The sequence below is a fragment of the Pseudobacteriovorax antillogorgiicola genome (assembly GCF_900177345.1).
Classification (GTDB): Bacteria; Bdellovibrionota_B; Oligoflexia; order Oligoflexales; family Oligoflexaceae; genus Pseudobacteriovorax; species Pseudobacteriovorax antillogorgiicola.
Genome location: NZ_FWZT01000001.1, coordinates 350,680 through 372,305, shown reverse-complemented (window position 1 = coordinate 372,305; position 21,626 = coordinate 350,680). Strand labels below are relative to the sequence as shown.

Annotated in this window: 16 protein-coding genes; 8 read left to right on the top strand and 8 right to left on the bottom strand. The window is 47.1% G+C overall.

The window, feature by feature from the left end; genetic code table 11:
- Positions 1–121 precede the first annotated feature (121 nt).
- Positions 122–2,263: a 3-hydroxyacyl-CoA dehydrogenase NAD-binding domain-containing protein gene (locus B9N89_RS01875; RefSeq protein WP_132314505.1), complete on the bottom strand. Its 2,142-nt coding sequence runs from the start codon at positions 2,261–2,263 to the stop codon at positions 122–124.
- An 11-nt stretch (positions 2,264–2,274) separates the two neighbouring features.
- Entirely contained in the window at positions 2,275–3,594 is a 1,320-nt protein-coding gene (locus B9N89_RS01870; protein WP_132314506.1) for an acetyl-CoA C-acyltransferase, read from the bottom strand.
- A 183-nt stretch (positions 3,595–3,777) separates the two neighbouring features.
- On the opposite strand from B9N89_RS01870, the gene B9N89_RS01865 reads away from it, so the two are divergent.
- A complete protein-coding gene (locus B9N89_RS01865) occupies positions 3,778–5,754 on the top strand; it encodes a hypothetical protein (protein ID WP_159455073.1) in 1,977 nt (658 codons plus the stop codon).
- Positions 5,755–5,766: 12 nt separating this feature from the next.
- On the opposite strand, the gene B9N89_RS01860 is transcribed toward B9N89_RS01865, so the two are convergent.
- Together B9N89_RS01860 and B9N89_RS01855 are read right to left on the bottom strand one after the other, a co-directional pair.
- Positions 5,767–6,150, bottom strand: a complete 384-nt coding sequence (locus B9N89_RS01860) for a PilZ domain-containing protein (protein ID WP_132314508.1) — start codon at positions 6,148–6,150, stop codon at positions 5,767–5,769.
- Positions 6,151–6,245: 95 nt separating this feature from the next.
- On the bottom strand, positions 6,246–7,508 hold the full coding sequence (locus B9N89_RS01855) for a hypothetical protein (protein WP_132314509.1): 1,263 nt from the start codon (positions 7,506–7,508) through the stop codon (positions 6,246–6,248).
- A gap of 185 nt (positions 7,509–7,693) precedes the next feature.
- On the opposite strand from B9N89_RS01855, the gene ileS reads away from it, so the two are divergent.
- Genes ileS through B9N89_RS01830 form a run of 5 tightly spaced genes read left to right on the top strand, consistent with a single transcriptional unit; the run spans position 7,694 to position 14,676 of the window.
- Complete coding sequence (gene ileS / locus B9N89_RS01850; RefSeq protein WP_132314510.1) at positions 7,694–10,870, top strand: isoleucine--tRNA ligase; 3,177 nt, start codon at positions 7,694–7,696, stop codon at positions 10,868–10,870.
- Between the two features lie 59 nt (positions 10,871–10,929).
- Positions 10,930–11,961 (top strand): aminopeptidase, encoded by a 1,032-nt coding sequence (locus B9N89_RS01845; protein ID WP_132314511.1) that lies wholly within the window; start codon positions 10,930–10,932, stop codon positions 11,959–11,961.
- A 1-nt stretch (position 11,962) separates the two neighbouring features.
- The gene (gene mgtE, locus B9N89_RS01840) at positions 11,963–13,327 is read left to right on the top strand and encodes a magnesium transporter (protein WP_159455072.1); all 1,365 of its coding nucleotides are present in this window, start codon (positions 11,963–11,965) and stop codon (positions 13,325–13,327) included.
- 3 nt (positions 13,328–13,330) lie between these two features.
- Entirely contained in the window at positions 13,331–14,002 is a 672-nt protein-coding gene (locus B9N89_RS01835; protein WP_132314513.1) for a lipoyl protein ligase domain-containing protein, read from the top strand.
- Between the two features lie 35 nt (positions 14,003–14,037).
- Entirely contained in the window at positions 14,038–14,676 is a 639-nt protein-coding gene (locus B9N89_RS01830) for an alpha/beta hydrolase (RefSeq protein ID WP_132314514.1), read from the top strand.
- On the opposite strand, the gene B9N89_RS01825 is transcribed toward B9N89_RS01830, so the two are convergent.
- Together B9N89_RS01825 and B9N89_RS01820 are read right to left on the bottom strand one after the other, a co-directional pair.
- Entirely contained in the window at positions 14,671–15,024 is a 354-nt protein-coding gene (locus B9N89_RS01825; protein WP_234996059.1) for an arsenate reductase family protein, read from the bottom strand. The two genes, B9N89_RS01830 and B9N89_RS01825, sit on opposite strands and share 6 nt — an antisense overlap.
- Complete coding sequence (locus tag B9N89_RS01820; protein WP_132314516.1) at positions 15,008–15,925, bottom strand: hypothetical protein; 918 nt, start codon at positions 15,923–15,925, stop codon at positions 15,008–15,010. Before B9N89_RS01820 ends, B9N89_RS01825 begins: the two co-directional genes overlap by 17 nt.
- A gap of 25 nt (positions 15,926–15,950) precedes the next feature.
- Between B9N89_RS01820 and B9N89_RS01815 the strand changes: the two genes are divergently transcribed.
- Together B9N89_RS01815 and B9N89_RS01810 are read left to right on the top strand one after the other, a co-directional pair.
- Positions 15,951–16,613 carry a radical SAM protein gene (locus B9N89_RS01815; protein ID WP_132314517.1) on the top strand — a complete coding sequence of 221 codons (663 nt, stop codon included), beginning with the start codon at positions 15,951–15,953 and terminating at the stop codon, positions 16,611–16,613.
- Positions 16,613–17,854: an aspartate aminotransferase family protein gene (locus B9N89_RS01810; RefSeq protein WP_132314518.1), complete on the top strand. Its 1,242-nt coding sequence runs from the start codon at positions 16,613–16,615 to the stop codon at positions 17,852–17,854. The genes B9N89_RS01815 and B9N89_RS01810 overlap by 1 nt, the downstream gene beginning before the upstream one ends.
- Positions 17,855–17,857: 3 nt before the next feature.
- On the opposite strand, the gene B9N89_RS01805 is transcribed toward B9N89_RS01810, so the two are convergent.
- Entirely contained in the window at positions 17,858–20,518 is a 2,661-nt protein-coding gene (locus B9N89_RS01805; RefSeq protein ID WP_132314519.1) for a valine--tRNA ligase, read from the bottom strand.
- A 151-nt stretch (positions 20,519–20,669) separates the two neighbouring features.
- On the bottom strand, positions 20,670–21,557 hold the full coding sequence (locus B9N89_RS01800; protein ID WP_132314520.1) for a matrixin family metalloprotease: 888 nt from the start codon (positions 21,555–21,557) through the stop codon (positions 20,670–20,672).
- Between the last annotated feature and the right edge of the window lie 69 nt (positions 21,558–21,626).

Here is a 21,626-nt window from a genome sequence, read left to right as displayed (position 1 = left end):
CTCGTCACCATGTCCAGCCCGTACTGTCTCCTCGCTCGCTCCTTGTCGCCTAGCCGAGAATTCAACTTGACTTGGCACTAGAGAGAGCTTGAGAGGTTTGAGTAGCCTCTCAAGCGGGATGTTAATTCTCTTCGGGGAAGAACTTACCACCTTCTTCAGCCATCTTTACGAGTGCTTTAGCGGGCTCGAAGCGCTTTCCGTACTTGTCGGCGAGACCGCGGAGGCGATCCACAATGACTTTTGCGCCCATGTGATCAACATATTTAAAAGGTCCTCCCCAGAATGGAGGGAAACCTAGCCCAAAGACTGCACCGATATCGCCATCGTAGGGATGGTTTAACACGCCCTCATCGAGGCAGTGGGCAGACTCGTTGATGAATACTAGGGCGCAGCGGTCTATGATTTCATCAGTTGGCAAGCTGGATGCCTTCCAGTTAGGTACAAGTTGGTAGATTCCTTCATCAGGATCACCTTTTTTGCCATCGTGATACTCATAGAATCCTTTGCCATTTTTTCGCCCTAAACGACCAGACTCTTTGATCGCTTCCAGGCCATCTGGGATCGAAACACGATCAGCAAAAGCCTTTTTCATAGTATCGAGAACGTGAGAACCGACGTCGATTCCTACCTCGTCCATCAAAGTCATTGGTCCCACAGGGAATCCAAACTCGGTAAGTGCAGCATCAATCTTCTCAATTTTGTTGCCTTCAACCAAGATTAGAGCGGCCTCGGCCATAAAGAAAGCAAGTGCACGAGTGGTATAAAAACCAGGGCTATCTTTCACGATAATGATCTGCTTGCCCATGGTTTGGCCTAGTTCGAAAGCTCTTGCTGTGGCCCACTCAGCTGTCTTATCCGTAACCACAATCTCAAGTAGGGGCATCTTCTCGACAGGAGAGAAAAAGTGCATGCCCAAGACTCGCTCGGGATGAGCACTTTGAGCCGCAATATCAGCAATGGGAAGAGCAGAGGTGTTACTGGCAAAGATCTGTCGATCGTGGCCCTTCTCTTCTACCTCTTTTAAAATCTTTTGTTTTAATGCAACGTCTTCAAAGACTGCTTCGATAACGACATCAGTACTCTCAAAGCCGTTCGTATTGAGTCCCGGTGAGATGTGCGCCATTTTTTGATCAACCTGAAATGGTTTGATCTTTTTACGCTTGGCTTTCTTGGTGAAGTATTTATATGCGCCACTCAGAGCGCGACTTGTAGACTCTGGGTTAGGGTCCGATAAGCGTGAGCAAACACCCTTATCCGCTAGCACCGTGGCAATCCCAGCGCCCATGAAGCCTGAGCCGATCACCCCTGCAAGTGAGGTCTTTTCGCCCTTAAAAACTTCCTTGTTCGCACTTTCGAACGGGTTTTTCTTAGCATGAGTCGTAGCGTGAAAAAGGTGGATAAGACTCTTACTTTCCTTGGTCTGAGAAAGCTCACCGAAAAGCTTAGCTTCAAGCTCTAGTCCCTTCTCAAGCTTCTTCTCAAAGCCATCAAAAACTGCGGACAAGGCCTTAAAAGGAGCAGGGTAGAATCCTTTGGTGTTTTTTTCCACCATCTCTCGTGCTTTTCGTTCCATTACTTTTCGACCAAGGGGGTTACTCTCGGTTGCGAAACGTGTGATATTGTCACTGAGGCCTTTGGTTTTGGGCTTGAGCTTCTGAGAGCGTTTTTTCAAAGCATATGTTTTGGCGACTTTGAAAAGAACTTTCTCATGGCACGCTGCGTCTACAAGGCCCATTTTTAGGGCTTTCTTTCCCTCAATGCGTTTGCCTGTGAGAATCATGTCGAGAGCGGATTGAATGCCTATCAGCCGGGGCAAACGTTGGGTGCCACCGGAGCCAGGAATCAAGCCTAGCTGGATTTCAGGAAGCGCGAGTTTCGCGCTTTGCTCAGCAACACGCCAATCACAAGCAAGTGCTAACTCTAGTCCGCCGCCGAGACACTGGCCTTTGATAGCAGCAACTGTAGGGATGTCCAAGTTCTCTAGTTTGTTGAGAATTCCTTGCATTTTTAGAGAACCGTCACGGGTTTCTTCAGCGCTTTTGAAGGCCTCAATCTCCTTGATATTTGCACCTACGATGAAGTCTTTTTTATCGCTGGTGATGATAAGGCCTTGCGCGCTTTTCTTTTCAATTAGATCGTCAAGAAGGTCATTGAGTTCCCGAAGCGGTTCCTCTCCCAGTGTGTTTACGGCTTTATCTGCGTGACCGAAGGTAAAGACCTGAATGTCGCCTTCAATCTTTTCTACTTTAAAATATCCAGTCATTTTGGTCTCCCTTACTTGGTTCGTTCGATCAGCATAGCTCCAGCCATGCCACCAGCTGCACAAATTCCAATCAGGCCGATGTTCTTGTCACGACGAATCAGCTCATTACTCAGTGTGGTGACCAAACGAGAACCTGTTGCTCCGAATGGGTGACCAATAGCAATAGCGCCGCCGTTAACATTCAGTTTGTCTTCAGGAACAGCTCCGAAAGCTTTACTATCGCCGAAGTATCTTTCGCAAAAATCAGCTGAGTCCATAGACTTCGTGCAACTCAGTACTTGCGCAGCAAAGGCCTCATGGATTTCGAAGAGGTCGATATCGTCGAAAGTCATGTTATTGCGCTTGAGAAGTAGCGGAATAGCAATCGCAGGGCCGATAAGAAGTTGCTCTGTAGGGTCAATCCCAACAAACGTGAAGTCAAGAATCTTGGATTTTGGAGATAGTCCCAAATCCTGTGCTCTCTTCTCGTCCATGATAAGCGATACTGATGCGCCATCGGTTAAAGGTGAAGAATTCGCTGCAGTCAACGAACCGTACTTCTTATCAAATACTGGCTTTAACTTAGCCATTTTTTCTGCTGAGGTGTCAGCGCGAATAATGTTATCCGCTTCCACGCAATCGAATGATGGCGATGCCCATACAGGAATCACTTCTTCATCAAAGCGGCCATCTTTTTGTGCAGCTGCGGCTTTCAGGTGAGAAGCAGCGGCGAACTTATCCTGATCTTCCCTCGAAATCTCGTTGATTTTGGCCATGATTTCTGCGCTTTCGCCCATGGTTAAGCCGGTCAAAGGCTCAGCCAGAGCGGGAGGCTTGGGTAACCAGTCCTTAGCGGAGAACTTTTTCGCTATGGCAAGCCTGTCCGCCCCTGTTTTTGCCTTATTAAGCTCTAATAGGAATTGCTGAGCCTTCTTTGAGTAGGCGATGGGAACATCACTTAGGCATTCGACACCACCTGCTAGTATCATCGCCGGATGGCCGAACTTAATCTCCTTAGCTGCATCGGCAATGCTATGCATGCTCGAAGTACAAGCTCGATTGAGAGTGTAGCCATGTATGTGGTCTGGCAAACCAAGATTGATGATCGCATCACGAGCGACATTGGCATTCTTAGTTTGGGGGATGACAACTCCTGCACTAACTTCGTCGATTTGCTCTGGGTCAATTCCTGTTTTTCGAAGGAGGCCCTCGACGACCCGGCTGAATAGCTCCAGAGTATCAGCTTTCTGAAATGCTCCAAACGACTTCACGAATGGAGTTCGGACACCATCAATAAACACCGGATTACCGTTTCCCTCGGGGAATGCTCCACGATACTTTTTCACTTCCATACCTAGCTCCCGAATAGTTACAACGTTTCTGCTCAAACGCTCGCATTTAGTTTCAAACTTGAATCCAAGTCAACATGGTTGGGTAGCTTGTTAGGATGAGCTTCACTGTTTTGATCACCCCAATCATGTCATAATATGGGTACGCGCATCCTATCATAGCTTCTCCATTCCATCGACATCTTTATGTCACTGCAAAGGGATCGAAAAGTGCCGATTTTCAAGGATATCTTAAAGACTGTGAAAGTAGGATTAGGGCTTTGTTATTTAGTCTCCATGGTTTTGGCTTGTTCGAAATCGGGGAATGGCAAAGACGCTCCGCAACTCGCACCGAGCTTTCCTAGTGATCTCCCGGTAGAGGATGATCTTGTAAAAAAACAAGGAGTCAAAACTCTAGATTTTACAACCCCTACCTTTGTGTTCGAAAGCTGTATCATTCAAGATCTATTCGCAGCGCCTTCTGCGGAGGAAGAGCTTGTCCTCGATGGCCAGCACGATGAATGGGAGAAAATTGCTATTGCCCGTCAGGAGGTGGAGTTATGGGAGAGTCCTGCCTCGATCAAGATTCAGAACTATAACGAGGGACTTGCCTTTGCTATGACCGGTGCCATGCAAAGCTCTTGGGCGATCGTCCTGCAGCCTTCTTACCTCGAAGATAATTTCATCAAACTCGGTCCTGCGACACGGGTGAGCCTGAGCGAGGACGGTGTTCGAGTTGATGGTGATCTTGTGCCAGGTAATCAGCTTGTAAGGGCAATGGGAGCAGAGGGGCAGTGGGAAGTTGTGCTGTCTCCGTGGCTTCTTGATCGAGTCCGATACTTCCCACTGTGGGAATTAAGCCTGGAGTTTGAGCGCCAGGGTGTGACACGAAAATTTCTGCCCTTTTTGTTTCAATCAAACTTTTCGGGAAGTCGACAGTTCATACTTCGTCGGTGTAAGGCGCAGGCTGGAGCTGCATCGATTGCATGGTACACCCAACGCAACATTGCGGAGGAAATCATGACCACAACAGAAAGCTTACTCATTAAGGCTCTGCGGGCAACAAATGCCATCAATAGGGCGATCGATATTGTATTGGTGGCGGGGCAACATGCAGCTGAAACTCTCGATGACTCAGAAAGCTTGACTATTAGGATACAGGATTTTCCAGGCGGCTCAGAATTTAATCAGCTTTTCCAAGACTCTCAGTGGTATCGGGAGGCCTTGAGGCAGTACTTTTTCCATTGGTTAAGGCAGCTGCCACTTAGCGACTTGGCCTATCCAAGAGTTTTGCAGGGGGCCCTTGAACAATCAGCGATGAGGTCTGCTTTTGGAGATCTTCAATCTCTGATTAATGTTGATCTGCAGAGCAAGGTGTGGGGTGAGCCAAGTGAGGAATCTCTGGCTTTGGCGTTGGGTCTTCGATTCAGTGACAAAGAAATCATTAGCGCGGTTTTTCAGTGCCTTAGTGAAAATGAGAAACTCCACCTCGATTGCATTTTGGCAAATCTGTTGCCCGAGCAGGATACAGATCAGTTTCTGGTCCGTTGGAAGGCCGGAGACGAAGGTCTTGCTCTGAATTTGAGCCTTTTGTCTGATCTAGATGGTGATGGTCTGCCTCAAATCGTGGAAGTGAATCTTAAAACCGATCCCAGTAATCCGGATACAGATGGTGACGGCTGGACCGACTTTACTGAGTTTATCGAGGGATTTGATCCACGGAATCCGGTCAGCTATCCAGAAGGGATTGTATTTGATGGCTCTTTTGGAGAATGGTTCGATCTCATCCCGGCACGGATTCTGGTTGATGATCGGGTGGGTACGACCACATGCCCTGGCATAGACCTAGCTTATTATTCCGGTTTGAAAGTGGATGGTAGCCTTTATGTGGGAGCAAGTTTGATAGATGAGCGTTCTGATACTGAATCGGTGGTGTGGCGAATTTCAGTGGACTTCGCTGAAACACAAAATTTCGGTATCGTCGTGGATAGTCGGCAGCGATCCTATCGATATGTCGACGGTCCCAGTGTGAATACCCCGTTCTCCCTCGGTTTTCGAGATTTTGAAATCAAAGTTCCGATCAATGCTGCGCTCAATGTAGAAGAGGTTAGCTTGCAGATATCCGTAGAGAAGTCGGGGCAGTTTTGCGATGATACCCCCTGGTTTAAGCCTAGCCAAGGATGACTACTAATTCCACTAAAGCTGGCCGCGGCTTTTGAGGCTTGAAACGATCTGTTCGATGAGCATCTGCTCGGTCTTGGTTAAATCGATAAATGTACCACCGATCCGATAGCGAGTATCGTCGAACCATCGACATTCTGATTTGCAGATAAGTCTTTTGGGTGCATAAATACCTAGAGGAGAGAGGGGAATGTTCAGCCAGTACTGATTGCCGGGAACGACCTTAATCTCTCCTGTAAATTCGAGTTTAAAGCCACCAATACTGATGTCCAAGAGTACTGCGCTATCACAAAAAAAAGGCAACAGCTTGAAGCGGCGCACTTCCACAAGAGCGTGTGAGATATATCGTTGAGCCCGGTTCTTGGCTATCTTTTGTATAGGCTTCGATTCTGAAGACACCGAATCCCCCTAGGGCGTAAATATTGGTCTATTTCTAAATTATAGGCCATCGGGGAATATGAAGTCCATGGGCCTTTGAAAAAAGCCAGCAACTGCTAAAAATATTGAGTGAGACCAAGCTCTAAGAAGTGGCTGTCATGATCCCACTCATCCATGAAGTCGATTGTGGTGTCTGTGCGGAGGCTCCAAATCTGCCCGGGGCCGTGGATCGCGATTTCAGATTGATAGCGTTCAGCTTCGATAATGTGATGAATGTTTGCAGAAACATTCTTGAAGGCGGCGATACCCAAAAGTGAAACTTTTTGAACGTCCCAGTCCATGTTCATTTCGTTTCGATAGACAACGCCACCCAAATCTACTTGGATAACGTGTAGCATCTGCTCGGGTTCAAGATCTGAGTTCGTAATAAGTTGCAATGAGTAGATCCCATTGTCCTGGTTCAGTGAAATCACTTGAGGAGGCAATCCTTGACCAGCAGTCGCTTTGGGGTCGGGGTTGTGGGGCCGAACGTTTCCTGAGATCTTTAGGCTCGTAATCGGGTCTATGATACGCTTATGGAACCAGCTCAAATATGGGTTAGCGATCGTACGATCAGGCTCAATAGAAACTTGATATGGATTTCGTGGAACGTTCTTAAGTACTTTCTTTTCAATCCCCCAAAGTACCTGAGCCTTCGGTGCAGAGTCGATTAAGTGGTAATTTTCGTGGCCTAAAGCAGCTGTAAGATGTTGATCCTCACTTGGTTTGATGCCTTTAACTACCAATCCGTAGCGAATGGGATCGTTAATTTTAGGGGCAGTAGGCTGTGATTTTTTGGTAGACTCCTTAAAGTCCCACTTAAAATTGAGCCCACCTTTGAAGGATTGAAAGAAATCAATCTTCTGAACTTCTCGTTCAGAAAAAGCTAGGAATAAATCATTGAGAGCTTGTTGTTGCCCAAAACTCATATTGCGATCGAGAAGCTCGAAGCTCCGAATCGTCTTTGGGTTTGCTGCCTGGCTAGCGTCGTAAGACTCTTGGGTCCGTCTCCAGTTCTCACCATCTAAGAACATGCTGCGAGTTGTATTATCAATCCAATGACTCCATGCAGAACGTTCCAATTTCGCCTTGGGGGCAGATTTGATGTGATCCAGAGGAAGCCACTTGTCGGCGAAACAATCTGAGGTCCAGCAAATGCTGAGTGCGGCAAATAGAATTACATTTATCCAAGCAGGCATGGTCGTTCGGCTCCAGCAACAGTCGGTCAGGTCGTCTAAACCGCTGCTGCAAGGCCTCGGCCAAGCATGATCTTTCTGATCTCTAGATAAAATATTGATATGACTGCCTTTGCCGATGGATTGCTCCAACGTTATTACCATCTGGAGTGTTTAGAAGTTGTTCGTTTGATAAAAAGGTGGGCAAGCTCTAATAATTGCCCTGACATGCTTGTTTTCGGAAGCTTTCCTATTTCTCTAAAGAACGATAGGGTGTAGAAGAATAAGTTTCTAATTCTATAGAGCTATTAACTAGCGACACAGCCAGAATTTAAACCAAAGAGAGTGTGATGAAGCCCGTAAAGTCCAGTGTCAACCTTCCAGAACTTGAGCAAACGATCCTAAACTTCTGGAATCAAAACGACATTTTTAAAAAATCCAATGATAACCGCAAAGGGGCCAAGGAGTTTAACTTCTATGATGGGCCGCCCTTTGCGAACGGTTTGCCTCATTACGGACACCTCCTGGCCAACACGATTAAAGACACGGTACCTCGTTATTGGAATATGCGGGGCTACGATGTTGACCGTCGCTTCGGCTGGGATACTCATGGCGTGCCTGTAGAATTCGAAGTTGAAAAGAACGAAGGGCTCAAGGGGCGTCAAGATATTATTGACATGGGTGTCGATAAGTTCAATGAGAAGTGCCGTGAGTCCGTACTTCATTATGCCGGAGAGTGGCAGAAAACCATCACCCGCTTGGGTCGATGGGTTGATTGGGATAGACAATATCGGACGATGGACCCATCTTTCATGGAGTCGGTCTGGTGGGTCTTCAAATCCCTATATGACAAGGGCATGGTTTATCAAAGCCATAAGGTTGTGCCTTACTCGCCACGTATCACAGCGGTTCTTTCAAATTTCGAGGCGAATCAGAACTACCAAGACGTCCAAGATCCAGCGATTACCGTTAAGTTTAAGCTTTCTGATGAGGATGTCTGCTTTCTTGCATGGACCACAACGCCCTGGACTTTAATTTCGAACTTGGCTCTGGCTGTCGGGCCAGAGATTGAATACGTGAAAGTTCGTGTGCGTGAAACCGATGAGCAGGTTTATCTTGCCAAAGCGCTTTTGGATAAGGTCTTTAAGAAGTCGAAGAAAGATAAAGAGCCAAAATATGAAGTCCTAGAAGAACTCAAAGGTCAGGATCTGATCGGAAAATCTTACGAGCCACTTTTCCCGTACTTCAAGGATCACAGCAATAGCTTCAAAGTCTTGGGGGCTGATTATGTCACGACAGAAGATGGTACCGGGATTGTTCATCTGGCACCAGCATATGGTGAGGATGACTTTGCTGCCTGTCGCCAAGCTGGCATCGAATTGATCGACCCTCTCGATGACGAGGGTTGTTTCAAGGATGAGATACCCGAATACAAGAGTTTATTTGTTAAGGATGCGGATAAGCAAATTATCAAGGACTTGAAAGATCAAGGCAAGCTCTTCAAGCAAGATACTATTGTCCACAGCTACCCCATGTGCGAACGAACCAATGGTCCTTTGATCTACAGAGCGATTCCCTCATGGTATGTGGCAGTGGAGCAAATCAAGGATCAGCTTGTCGAGAACAACAAGACTATCAACTGGGTGCCCGGACATTTAAAAGCTGGCCGCATGGGTAAGTGGCTGGAGAACGCCCGTGATTGGGCTATTAGTCGCAATCGTTTTTGGGGAACACCTTTGCCAATCTGGGTTTGTGATAAAGATGAGTCCCATATTGAGTGCTTAGGCGACATCAAATCTTTGGAAGAGAAAACTGGAACAAAGGTTGAGGACCTGCATAAACACTTCATCGATGATCTGACCTATAGCTGCCCCGATTGTGGTGGAACGATGAAGCGAATCAACGAAGTATTCGATTGCTGGTTTGAGTCTGGGTCCATGCCTTATGCTCAGTTACACTATCCCTTCGAGAACAAAGATCGATTTGAAGACAACTTTCCAGCTGATTTTATTGCTGAAGGCCTCGATCAAACACGAGGCTGGTTCTATACGCTTGCTGTGTTGAGTGCTGCACTATTTGAAAGGCCAGCTTTCAAAAATGTTGTTGTTAATGGTTTGGTTTTAGCTTCTGATGGCCGCAAAATGTCGAAGCGTTGGCGGAACTATACGCCACCGCTAGAGCTCATCGATGAGTTCGGTGCCGACAGTGTGCGCTTGTATATGCTTAATTCCGCGATTCTTCGCGGAGAAGATCTGAAGTTTACCAACGATGGCGTTAAGGAAACCACCCGAGCGGTAATTCTGCCACTGTGGAACTCGTTGAGTTTTATGACAACCTATGCGGATGCTGATGGTTGGCAGCCTTCAGCAGATTTGGTGAACCAAGCACCAAAGGTAAGTGGTGAGCTGGATCGCTGGTTGATTTCAAAACTTCAGACTTTGGTTGGTGCGGTGCATAAAGAGATGGAGCTCTATCGCCTTTACAACGTCGTACCAAATGTTCTGGAGTTCATCGAAGATCTAACTAATTGGTATATCAGGCAGAGTCGTCGTAAGTTTTGGGGCGGTCAAAAGACGATGAGTCAAGAGACCCGAGAAGCTTATGAAACTCTATTCTATGTTTTAGCAAACTTCGCCAAAGTATTCGCACCGTTTGCGCCGTTCACAGCAGATAAGTTATATCGTGTCCTAACAGAAGGGCTCGATGGTGTGGCCGAGTCTGTACACTTGTGTGACATGCCTGAATTTCAAGAGCAGCTTGTTGATCAAGGGCTTGAGCGAAAAATGGAGCTGGTGCGGAACGTTGCTGAACTTGGCCGTAGCCTTAGAGCGAAACACCAGATCAAAACGAGGCAGGTTCTTCCTGGAATGATGATCATCGCTCGATCTGATGAAGACATCCGTAAGGTCGAAGAAGCAGCTGATCTTATTAAAGGGGAACTCAATCTCAAGGAATTGACCTTCGCTACTGAAGAAGCAAAGTATGTGCGACTTTCCGTGAAGCCAAACCTGAGAACTTTAGGTCGCAAGTTAGGAAAGAGACTCAACGAGTTCAAAAAGCATTTAGAGTCGGTAAGTCAGGACCCCGATGCAGTTGCTGCCCTACTTGGTGAGGTGGAAGATAAGGGTCAGGTGAGTGTTCTTGGTGAAACCTTGAACCTTGAAGACTTTTTGATTGATCGAGGGCCAAAGGACGATCGCTTAATTGCGACCCATCGTGGGGTCACGGTTCTTCTCGATACTCAGCTTACCGATGAGTTGATTCGTGAGGGGCTCGCCCGTGAGGTTGTGAACCGGATTCAAAATCTTCGTAAAGATAGCGGCTTCCAAGTTACCGATCGAATTGCGATCCAATTCGCTGGCTCACAGATGCTTCAGGATGCAGTACGGGAAAATACTGACTATATTTCTACAGAGACTCAGGCAGACAGTCTAGACTTGGTAGGAGAGGCAGATGTGAAGCATCAGTTCATTGAAGGCTTCGAAATCGGTGATGAATCCTGTAGAATCGGAATTCAAACAGTTTGACAGATGGCCCCAGGAACTGAATCTCCTGGGGCCATTGTGAATTTCCAGGATTTTCTTTTATGCCGCCGTTTCTCTTACTTGTCATACTCGCGAGCGCCAATTTCTCTTGTTACTCTCTTCGTCAGGCTTATCATTTCAATAACCTTTTCAATTCAAGACAAAAAGTTTCAGCGGTCTTAGGTGATGACAATACTCGGCCCAAGGTAAAAGAGAAGCTTAGCTATGTCACAGAGGTGATTCAATTCGCCGATAGTCAAGGGCTCAACACGGAGGGAGCCTACGAATACTATATCCACAGTAAGTCTGGCAGTGTTTCCTATCTCGTCCAAGCTGCCGAGCAGGATCGGCTTAAATTCAAAAAGTGGTGGTTTCCGATCGTAGGGTCGGTGCCATATCTGGGCTTTTTTGACAGTGTTGAGCGGGATCAGGAGTTTCAACGCCTATCCGCAAGCTACGATGTCGCTAAAGGCAATGTAGGAGCATTTTCAAGCCTGGGATGGTTTGAGGATCCTATTTATACTTCAATGATTCGTCGTTCGGATCTAGACATCGCCCACCTTTTTTTCCATGAGTTAGTCCATCGGACCTTTTGGTCCGCCGGATCAGTACGTTTCAATGAGAATCTAGCTGAGTTTGGAGCAGAGGTTCTGATGGTAGCCTATCTTGAAACGACCGGTGAAGCGACCTCTTCGGAAACATACTTTGCCAGACGTCGTGATAAGGCTAAGTTTAAGGAATGGTTGGGCCAATTACGACAAGAGCTTGAAGAGATGTATCAAAGAGAAGGCCTTTCTAGGCAAGAAAAGATCGATCAGAAATGGGTAATAATCGATCGTTATCGAACAAGAGAGCTTCCCCAATTTGAAACGAACAGGTATGACTATGTGCGGCGCAAGGCATGGAACAATGCGTCCATCCTGGGAGCATCTCTTTATACTCCCGATACACAGCGCTTCTATCAGTCTTATGACTGTGTCGGGCGGCCGTCGCTAGGTAAGTTTCTGAGTGCCTTGAAAGATGCTGAGGGGCAATTTGAAGATAATTTCAAAGCCCTCGATAGTTTGTGTGAAACGACGGAACTTCGGAGGTAGTGTGCACGAAGAGCTAACGGCTGAAAGCCTTACCCAGTATATGGATTCAAAGAATTTTGAGGAAATTCGGTCTGCATTCAAGTCGATGGAAATTGCAGATATCTCAGAGATTCTTCAAGATCTTGATCTATCCTATACTATCGCGTTCTTTCGTATGATTCCAAAGGATCGCCGATCAGAAGTGTTCTCATATCTACCGTTCGAGCGGCAGAGAGAGATGCTAGAAAAGCTTCCCCAGATCGTTGCAGTCAATGTCCTCAACGAGATGGAGCCTGTCGATCGAACTCAGCTTCTCGAAGAACTGCCCGAAGATGTGCGGGTTAAGAAGATTGCAATGCTCGACCCCGAAGAACGGAATATGGCATGGCAATTATTAAGCTACCCCGAAGATTCCATCGGGCGTTTGATGAGTCCTGAGTTCCTTGCTATCGCTGCAAAGATGACAGTTCGCGAAGCATTGGCAGACATTCGATGGAATGCAGAAAAAATTAGAGAAAGCCTACTCAATCATATTTTTGTAATCGATGAGAAGGGGCGTCTTCAAGGTCATTTAAACCTTGCGTCTCTCGTTGTAGCTGATCCTGGATCAAAGAAAGTTTCCGAACTTGTTGACCCGACCCCCTATTCAATTTCAGTCTATGAGGACGAAGGGGTGGCTGTTGATTATTTTAGAAAATACGATCGGCCCTACATTCCAGTAGTTGATAATGATGGGGTATTGGTTGGTATCGTCGAAGCAGATGATATCTTCGACGTTGCCGAAGAAGAGGCGACAGAAGATATTCAAGCCTTTGGTGGCCAGGCCTCACTCGAAGATAGTTACCTTCACACTCCGATGACTACTTTGTTTAAAAAGAGAGGCGGTTGGTTGGCAACTATCTTTCTCATGATGATGTTCACAGCCAATGTCCTACAAGCCTATGAGGATTCGTTTGCTCTTAAGTTTATCATTATCTTTTTACCACTCATCATTTCAAGTGGCGGTAACTCAGGCTCCCAAGCTGCATCCCTAATTATCAGGGGACTTGCTGTCAAGGATATCAATTTGAGCGATTGGGCCAAAGTCTTGAGACGGGAAATTGTTATGGGGCTTGGCCTGGGCATCGTTCTAGGCGCTCTAGGTTACTGGCGAGTGGTTTGGATTGGGGATCACGGTCTGGGAGCAGGAATTGCAATCGGGTTTTCCCTTGTAGCTGTGGTCACATTTGGTGCTGTAGCTGGCTCGATGCTGCCTTTTATTCTTAAAGGCATGAAACTTGATCCTGCTGTCTCATCATCGCCTGTGATTGCATCCCTCGTGGATATTTTTGGGATCTTCATTTTATTTAACATAGCGATAATTATATCGAAATATATGGGTTTTTGATTCGTGTGGATAGACGACCAAGTTATTCGGCATTGTGATAAGCCGCTGCATATTGAAACTTTTATTCCAAGTGGGCAATCAGTTGTTCTCGGCCGTAGCAACAAAGCTGAGCTAGAGGTTCATGAAGATCGATGTGCAGAAGATAATATTCCAGTTCTGAAACGTTATGGTGGCGGTGGAACGGTACTTCTTCATCCTGGTTGTGTAGTAGCCTCAGTAGGTTGCTGGGTTGAGAGTCCGTATAATAACGATCTCTATTTCAAGCTCTTAAATCAGTCTTTGATTGACTGCTTTATTGAGCACTTCAAGGGCTATGAATTCTTGCAACGAGGCTTCAGTGATATTGTCTATGAAGATCGCAAGTTCGTTGGTACATCTTTATTCCGTAGCCGGCAGTACCTTTTGTATCAAGCATCCATTTTGGTGGACCTAAATATTGAAACGATCAATCGTTATCTGCAGCATCCTAGTAAAGAGCCAGACTACCGGAAAGGCCGCCATCATCGGGATTTTCTGGTAGGATTACAGGAATTAGACAGTCGCTTTAGCGCTGAAGTATGTCATCGAATTCTAGAGGGTGAATTGGAATCTTATGTCAAAAGTCATCTAGGTGCAGAGCTGACAAGTCCTTTGGAGAGTCATATTCCTCACCTTCTCAAGCGTGCTAATATTTAAAGAGACCGATATGATTGTCGCCGTGTGGAGTCGTCATGAGAATTTGTCTCTTACTAGCAGGCCTTTGGGGGTTCGAAGGATATGGCCAGGAAGCTTGCTATGGATCTAAAAGCGCCAAGACAGGGATGATCTATTTCCATGGTATCGACAATCCCAGTCCAGACGCCATGGAGCGAGAGAATCGTCGGCACTTAGAAAAAGTGGCTCTTAAAGAAAATCTCCGAATATTTGTCCCTCGTGGAACTCTAGAATGTAGGCCAGGCAAAGTGTGTTGGGCCCACTATACCATAAACCGTGCTAGGCAAGTATTCCAGCGGGTGAAAGCTCAAAGCCAGAATTGCCTCGGTCAAGCAACCCTCAAGATTGCTATGGGCTTCTCAAATGGTGGCTACTTGGTTAATAGGTTGTTCGTATCGTGTGCTTTCAACAAAGAGCAGGTTGTTATTGTAGCGGGAGCTCGTGGACACAGCAGTTCGGTGCCAGACCAGGCTAAAGAGTGTGGCTCTCTTATGATTCATATTGGTAAGCGAGACCAAATGTACGCAAGAGCGCAGCGGTATCATGAGGATCTTAAGAAAAGAAACTTTCCAGTCTTTTTCTCACCGTTTGATGGTGCCCACGAACTTCGATATAAACCGCTGAAAGAACTAATCTCTCAAGCAAAGTCTTTATAATAGAAGGTCACTCCAGCGATCTTCTTTAAATCCAACAGTCCCAAAGTCCTTCCCGATCAGAAAGGGGCGCTTGATAAGCTTGCCATGCTCAGAGAGTAACTCTATAGCTTCAGTAGAGGACATATTTGGTAACTGCTCTTTGAGCCCCATCTCGCGATAGACTTGGCCTGAGGTGTTGAAGAGCTTTTTAATATCGCCATCCAGATAGCTAAGCATCTTCTTTATTTCCGCTTTGCTAGGTGGCTGATCCACGATTGGGATCGCTTTGTATTCAAGGTCGCTACTATCAAGAAACTTAATTGCTTTTTTACAAGTGCTACAATTTTTGTATTCATAAATCTTGAGCATCAAGAAGGTCCTCCATGGATCGCGTCTGCCTGATTATCATAAAGAAAGTGGTGGTGATAACGGCGAATGCTGCCAACAATAGGCCCACCAAAAATGAGTAAACAAAATGAGCAAGTATGTAGGTCCAACTAAGCGGTGGCCAAGGGCTGCTCATAGCCCAAATGGATCGAGGAATACCGAGGGCTAAGTCCAAATTTACAATATAGTGCTTTAGCATCGCAAAGAATATCATCAATGCTACTAGGAACAATAAAGCGCTACTTAGCTGGAAGAAGATACTCCATTTGATGCCGGGAATCGGTGGCGCATAGCGAAGGGTTAGTGAATTTACGATAGCTTTCCAAGGGCCTTGCCCTTCCACGACCAGTAGGTAGGGGATTGCGCAGCAGAGTGCCATGGCAGTCAGAAATAGCAATTGCCCAAAGATGCTGAATACCGTCATCGTCAGCACGGTGAGCATCACCGTGAGAACGCATAGTATCAACGTCGCCAGAATTCCTCGGGGCACTAAGGTCTTCAATGAATGCTGCCATAAGATGGTATCTTTTACTTTGTTCCCAAGAAAGTGGTCGGAGCAGAGCTTGACGAAAGTGAAAAACACGAGTAGCAAAAAACAGGTGATGCCGAACCAAGATATGCCGTAATGGCTAGCATACTCGCTCAGTGGAATCAAATGATCGGTGAAAGTTCGATTGACTCCTGCTTGGTTCAAGTTATAGAAAACCTCAGACTTTTTTTCCGCTATTACAGCGAGATAGACCTCGAACACCGTTAAAGGTATTGCCATTCCGACCAGGCTAAGATAGACCAGTCTAGTTCTGAGTTGCGCTATAATATCGAACCCCATTTTCCAAGGGGAGAATCGATAGCTAGTGGAGTAATCACGGTCATTTTTTTCCATAAACACACTCATTCGGATACGTAGGATGAATCATACCGTCGAAAGTCAATCCTTAGTCATAACTGAGATCTATAGAAGCGTTCAAGGAGAGTCTTCGTACGCAGGCTTGCCGTGCACGTTCGTGAGACTTACAGGCTGCCCTCTTCGTTGCCGGTGGTGTGACACGGTTTATGGTTTCGAGGGCGGCCAAGAGCGAAGCATTGGCGAGCTTGTTGATGACATCAAAGCCTTAGGGGTGCCTTTGGTGGAGATTACTGGCGGGGAACCTCTTGCTCAGAAAAACACAGTGGGTTTGATGAAGGCGCTGATTGAGGCCGGCTTTCAGGTTATATGCGAAACTGGTGGCAGTGAGCCCGTAGAGGGGGTTCCTCCAGAAGTGACACTTATCATGGACTTAAAATGTCCTGGCAGTGGTATGGCGGATCGTAACCTCTGGGAGAATTTAAACCACCTCAAACCGAGCGACGAGATCAAGTTTGTCATTGCCAATCGGGATGACTTTGATTGGGCCTGTCATGTCATTTCGAGACATGATCTCACATCTCGATTTCATTGTCTGATGTCTGTTGCTTTTGGGCTCCTAGCGCCAGCAGAGTTGGTGGATTGGATTCTCGATGCTGATATCAACGTACGTCTTAATTTGCAGCAGCATAAATATATCTGGAGCCCTAAAAAGAAGGGGGTTTGATGAAAAACGAATCATGGCTGGCTAAGCTAGACCAAACTGAATGTCCTGATAGTACATACACAAAAGCAAAGCCGCCGTTAGTGTTCTCCTCCGCTGAAGGCTCGCAGATTTGGGATGTCGAAGGTCAGGCTTACATCGATCTGTGCGCAGGTTTTGGCGTGATGGCCTTAGGGCACAACTCACCAGAGATCCAAGAGCTCTTTCGCGCCCAGCTTGAGTCCCCACGAGCACCAATGGTGCATGGTATGGGCGATGTGTATCCGTCTGAAGCTAAGATAATGTTTATTCAAGAGCTTCTGGCTTTGATGCCTGTTCACTTAAAGCGGGCAGCTCTTTCTCTAACAGGATCGCAAGCTGTTGAAATAGCGTTAAAAACATGCCTTTTATACAAGCCCCAAGGCGACTTCATATGCTTTCAGGGTAGCTACCATGGGCTGGACCTAGGGGTCTTGCCTTTGACTTCGCGCCGAGACTTCAAAGATCCGTTCGGATCTTGGTTGCCCCAAGGCCGAGTGGTCGAGCTACCGTATCATTGTGAGCGTCATGAGATCGAGAAAGCAATCGCAGGTATGCCACATGGCCTCGCTGGGATTTTTGTCGAGCCCATCCAAGGTCGTGCCGGTATTCGACCTAGCGATCCTAGTTGGCTGCCTATGTTAAGGGACGTTTGCGATCAAGAGGATGGTCTTCTGGTATTTGATGAGGTGTTCACAGGTATGGGGCGGATTGGGACCTTAACCAGTTCGTTTGAAGTCCATGCCGACCTGATATGCCTTGGCAAGGCTCTCGGGGGCGGTTTTCCTTTGTCAGCCTGTATCGGTACTGAGGAAGCATTTCAGCGCTGGCCACAAAGCAGTGGAGAAGCCATCCATACAGGAACATTTTTTGGCCACCCTCTTTCTTGCAGGATGGGAGTGTCGGTATTGCGCCGTATGAGTGAAGATCGCCTTTGGGAGCGCTCTAAGAGTCTTGGTAAAGAAGCGGTTGACTATCTTTCAAGTCAGTTAGCTAACCAAGAAGCAGTTAAAGCGGTTCGCGGGACTGGCTTGATGTTAGGTATTGAGTTCGAGAAAGCGGGCGAGGGCGCTGCATTGATGAACGAACTGAGAGCTAAAGGCGTGATTGCCTTGGCGAGTGGGGAGCATGGAGAGAGTCTATCTATGACGCCAGCTCTAACCATAAAAAAAGACCTCCTTTGGGAGGCCTTCGATCGAATTATAGCTCATATACAAGACCGTTAAAGCCTACTTTAAGGCTTCTAGGTTCTTCTCGATTACATCCAGCTGAGCAGCAAGATTGTCCTTTTGGGATGTGGTCTGCTGGATCACATCCTCTGGCGCACGTTTTACAAAGTTCTCATTGCCTAGCTTTTTCTCAAGACCAGTAAGAACTTTCGTGAGGCGCTTGGCTTCTGTTTCAAGCCTAGCGATTTCCTTGCTGACATCTAAGAGACCTTCTACGGGAACGAACAGCTCATAGCCGGGGCCAGCCTGTGTCAGGGATTGCTGGGGTTTCTTCAAGTTTGCTTCGGTTACGACTTTCGAGACGTTTGCTAGGCGGCAGATCCAAGGGCTGCCCCGCTCGATAACGTCCTTCAAGTCAGGGTCTTGGGTGCTGATATATAGCTCAAGAGTTTCCTTCGGAGATATTTCAGACTGTTGTCGTGCTGAACGAACCTTTGTAATGATGTCCTGCACCTTGGCCCAGTTGTCAGCGTCAGTCGGATTCTTCTCAGCTTCGAAACTAGGGAAATTCGCCACGACGATACTTTCAGGGCGATCCCAATCGGGGTGCTGTGGAAGCTTTTGCCAAAGCTCTTCTGTAACAAAAGGCATTACCGGATGAGCTAATCGCAAACAGCCATCCAAGGCATAAACAAGAACCGAAATTACTCGGTCTTTGGCGTCTTGATCGTCACCAGTCATTGCTTCCTTGGCGCATTCAAGGCCCCAGTCACAGAAAGAGCCCCAAATGTAGTGATATACGTGCTCGACGGCATCGTTTACCCGATAGCTCTCTAAGCAACGGTTGACCTCATTAGCGGTATCTTTTAGGGCAGAAATCAACCAGGTGTCGGGTAGGGTGAGCTCCAGTTCATTTAGGGGCTTGATGGGCCGCGACTCATCAACATTTTGTAGTAGAAACCGTGCAGCATTCCAGATTTTATTGATGAATCTGGCGCCATTTTCGAAATCTGAGACATCCATCCGCACCCTGCCCCCAAGAGGTGCCAGGCTGATGGCTGTGTACCGCACTGCGTCAGCACCGTGCTTCTCGATGACCTCTAGAGGATCGATCCCATTGCCTAAGGTCTTACTAAACTTACGACCCTTTTTGTCGCATACGGTTGCATTGAAATAGATCGACTTAAATGGCAGTCTCTGTTTGAATTTGAGATTGACCATCACCATTCTAGCGACCCAGAGAAAGATAATTTCAGGTGCTGTGACGAGCACATCAGTCGGATTGAAATACTCTAAATCTTCGTTTTGCTCATCGTCGCTTGGCCAACCAAAGGGGCTTAGGGGCCAGAGCCAGCTACTGAACCATGTATCGAGGACGTCTTCATCCTGACGAATGTTCTTCGACTCGCAGTGATCGCAGTTTGTTGGATCTTCGATGCCGGTCGATACACCTTCACAGTCATTACAATACCAAATGGGAATCCGGTGACCCCACCAAAGCTGGCGTGAGATGCACCAGTCTTGAATATTGTCTAGCCAGTGCAAGTAGGTTTTTTTCAAGGAGTCCGGGTAAAAGCGAAGCTCTCCGCTCCGGGCGACATCTGCTGCTGGTTTTGCCAGTTCCTGCATCCGAACATACCACTGTAGCGATAGCTTTGGTTCGATAACAGTTTTGCTTCTTTCCGAATGAGGCACTGCATGTTTGTAAGGTTTTTCTTCATCGAATAAATCGAGATCTTTCAGGCCTTTTATGACCTGTTTACGAGCTACGAAGCGGTCTACACCCACAAATGAATCTGGGCAGTTATCTGCCATAGTTCCATCGTCATTCATGACCGAAATAAATGGCAAATTGTGGCGCTTGCCAATTTCAAAGTCATTGGGGTCGTGAGCAGGTGTGATCTTGACCGCACCAGTACCGAACTCACTCTTCACATAGTCATCACCAACAACGGGAATCAAGCGATTGGTAAACGGTAGCCGAACCTGCTTGCCAATGAGGTGCTTAAAGCGCTCATCATCTGGATTTACAGCGACAGCAGTATCACCCAGCATCGTTTCAGGGCGAGTGGTGGCGATGGGTATAAACTCTTTAGTGCCTTCGATAGGATAGCGAAAATACCATAGGTGGCCATTGACTTCTTTGCTTTCCACCTCATCATCGGAGATCGCCGTTTTCAAAACGGTATCCCAGTTGACGAGGCGCTCACCACGATAGATCAAACCTTCTTGATAAAGCTCGACAAACACATGTCTCACTGCTTCTGATAACTGTGGGTCCATGGTGTAGGCTAGGCGGCTCCAGTCACAGGAGAAGCCCATACTCTTGAACTGGTCGAGGATAATTCCGCCATACTTTTCTTTCCAGGCGTGTAGCCGCTCAACAAAACGTTCCCGCCCCAAGTCGTTCTTGGTCTTTCCCTCTTTTTCGAGGTCCTTCTCGACCATCATCTGGGTGGCTATGCCAGCATGATCAGTACCTGGTAACCAGCAAGCGTTGAGGCCTTTCATGCGGTTCCAGCGAGTGAGAAGGTCTTGAATGGTGTATCCTAGGCCGTGGCCCATGTGGAGCTGCGACGTCACATTTGGCGGAGGCATTAAGATGGTGAATGGCTTTTTGTCTGAATCCACTTTAGCAGAGAACAGCCCCTTGTCCTGCCAGGTCTTGTACCACTTATCTTCGTATTGCTTGGGATTGTAAGTTGCCTCTAGTTCGATCATCGCTGGGAATCCTGTGTGTCAAATAAAACTAGCTGTAGAGGAGAGAATATAGGGCGTCCTGATCTATACGTCGATGGCTTTTTTAGTGGAAAAAGCAAAAATGGCCCGATATCGAGCCATTTTGAGAGCTTGTCTGATTTGATGATGGTTCTTAGTGGGCTCGAAGGCTTGGAGCATTCGAGTCGAGCCATAGTGCAGCAGTCTTTTCGAAGGCCTCGTTGCTGTACATGTCTTCGGCCTCTTCAAGCAATGCGTCAACATCGCAGGAATTGCCTTCGCAGCCGTACACAAGTTGAATGCGGTCAATGTCTCCCCGAGATAAGCGTCGCGATGTAAGACCTTCGCCTATGAATAGAGAAGGGTTCATGATCGAGAGCGAATCGACTTCGGCATCCACATGAGCTAGGCCGAGAAAGTGTCCAAGCTCGTGAAGGGCTAAGGATTGCATATCGACAACTTCTTTTGTGTCAGTAGCGAAGTTCGTAAGGCTGTTACCGATGATGTAGTGCTCCTCATTAAAGCGAATATCTGCTTTTGTGATCAAACTGTAGTCTGGGCCATTATTCCAGATTGTTGTGGCAAGAACGTAGTTTGGTTTCTTAGTTTTTACCCAATTGGCATCTAGGTACTGACCGTTCACCTCGTCTGTCAACGAGCTGTAGAGGTCCACAAAGGTATCGCCATTCGTCTGCTCATGAGTACCGAGGTATTCAAAAAGGTTCTTTCCTACGGCCCATTCCCAGGTTTTAATTGCTGCCAGAAAATGGACTTTTTGTTCTTGATTCATGTCCTTGCCGAATTGGAATCGAATCGGAAGCTCTTTCCAGCCGGAGGGTGCATGGATCCCATAAAGGGTTGAGTCAGGATTCTCCATCTCTGGGTTTGCTGCCTTGACTTGCTCGGAGGGGGAAAAGTCTTCTTTCACCGAGACTTGGTAGAGTTGGCTACCGCAAGCGACGAAGTTGCCGAAGGTTACGATGATACCTGCGACCCCTGCAGCATATCTCATCATAACACCCTGAAAATATTTGGATCCCATGACTACCTCACACGAATAGATTGGCTTAGAGTCTTATCGACTGGCCCCAGCAGCCACTTGACGTTCTGA

Coding starts and splice junctions, on each gene's coding strand:
- B9N89_RS01875 (WP_132314505.1), bottom strand. CDS start 2,263: ATGACTGGATATTTTAAAGTAGAAAAGATTGAAGGCGACATTCAGGTC.
- B9N89_RS01870 (WP_132314506.1), bottom strand. CDS start 3,594: ATGGAAGTGAAAAAGTATCGTGGAGCATTCCCCGAGGGAAACGGTAAT.
- B9N89_RS01865 (WP_159455073.1), top strand. CDS start 3,778: ATGTCACTGCAAAGGGATCGAAAAGTGCCGATTTTCAAGGATATCTTA.
- B9N89_RS01855 (WP_132314509.1), bottom strand. CDS start 7,508: ATGGTAATAACGTTGGAGCAATCCATCGGCAAAGGCAGTCATATCAAT.
- ileS (WP_132314510.1), top strand. CDS start 7,694: ATGAAGCCCGTAAAGTCCAGTGTCAACCTTCCAGAACTTGAGCAAACG.
- B9N89_RS01845 (WP_132314511.1), top strand. CDS start 10,930: ATGCCGCCGTTTCTCTTACTTGTCATACTCGCGAGCGCCAATTTCTCT.
- B9N89_RS01830 (WP_132314514.1), top strand. CDS start 14,038: ATGAGAATTTGTCTCTTACTAGCAGGCCTTTGGGGGTTCGAAGGATAT.
- B9N89_RS01825 (WP_234996059.1), bottom strand. CDS start 15,024: ATGCTCAAGATTTATGAATACAAAAATTGTAGCACTTGTAAAAAAGCA.
- B9N89_RS01820 (WP_132314516.1), bottom strand. CDS start 15,925: ATGGAAAAAAATGACCGTGATTACTCCACTAGCTATCGATTCTCCCCT.
- B9N89_RS01815 (WP_132314517.1), top strand. CDS start 15,951: ATGAATCATACCGTCGAAAGTCAATCCTTAGTCATAACTGAGATCTAT.
- B9N89_RS01810 (WP_132314518.1), top strand. CDS start 16,613: ATGAAAAACGAATCATGGCTGGCTAAGCTAGACCAAACTGAATGTCCT.
- B9N89_RS01805 (WP_132314519.1), bottom strand. CDS start 20,518: ATGATCGAACTAGAGGCAACTTACAATCCCAAGCAATACGAAGATAAG.
- B9N89_RS01800 (WP_132314520.1), bottom strand. CDS start 21,557: ATGGGATCCAAATATTTTCAGGGTGTTATGATGAGATATGCTGCAGGG.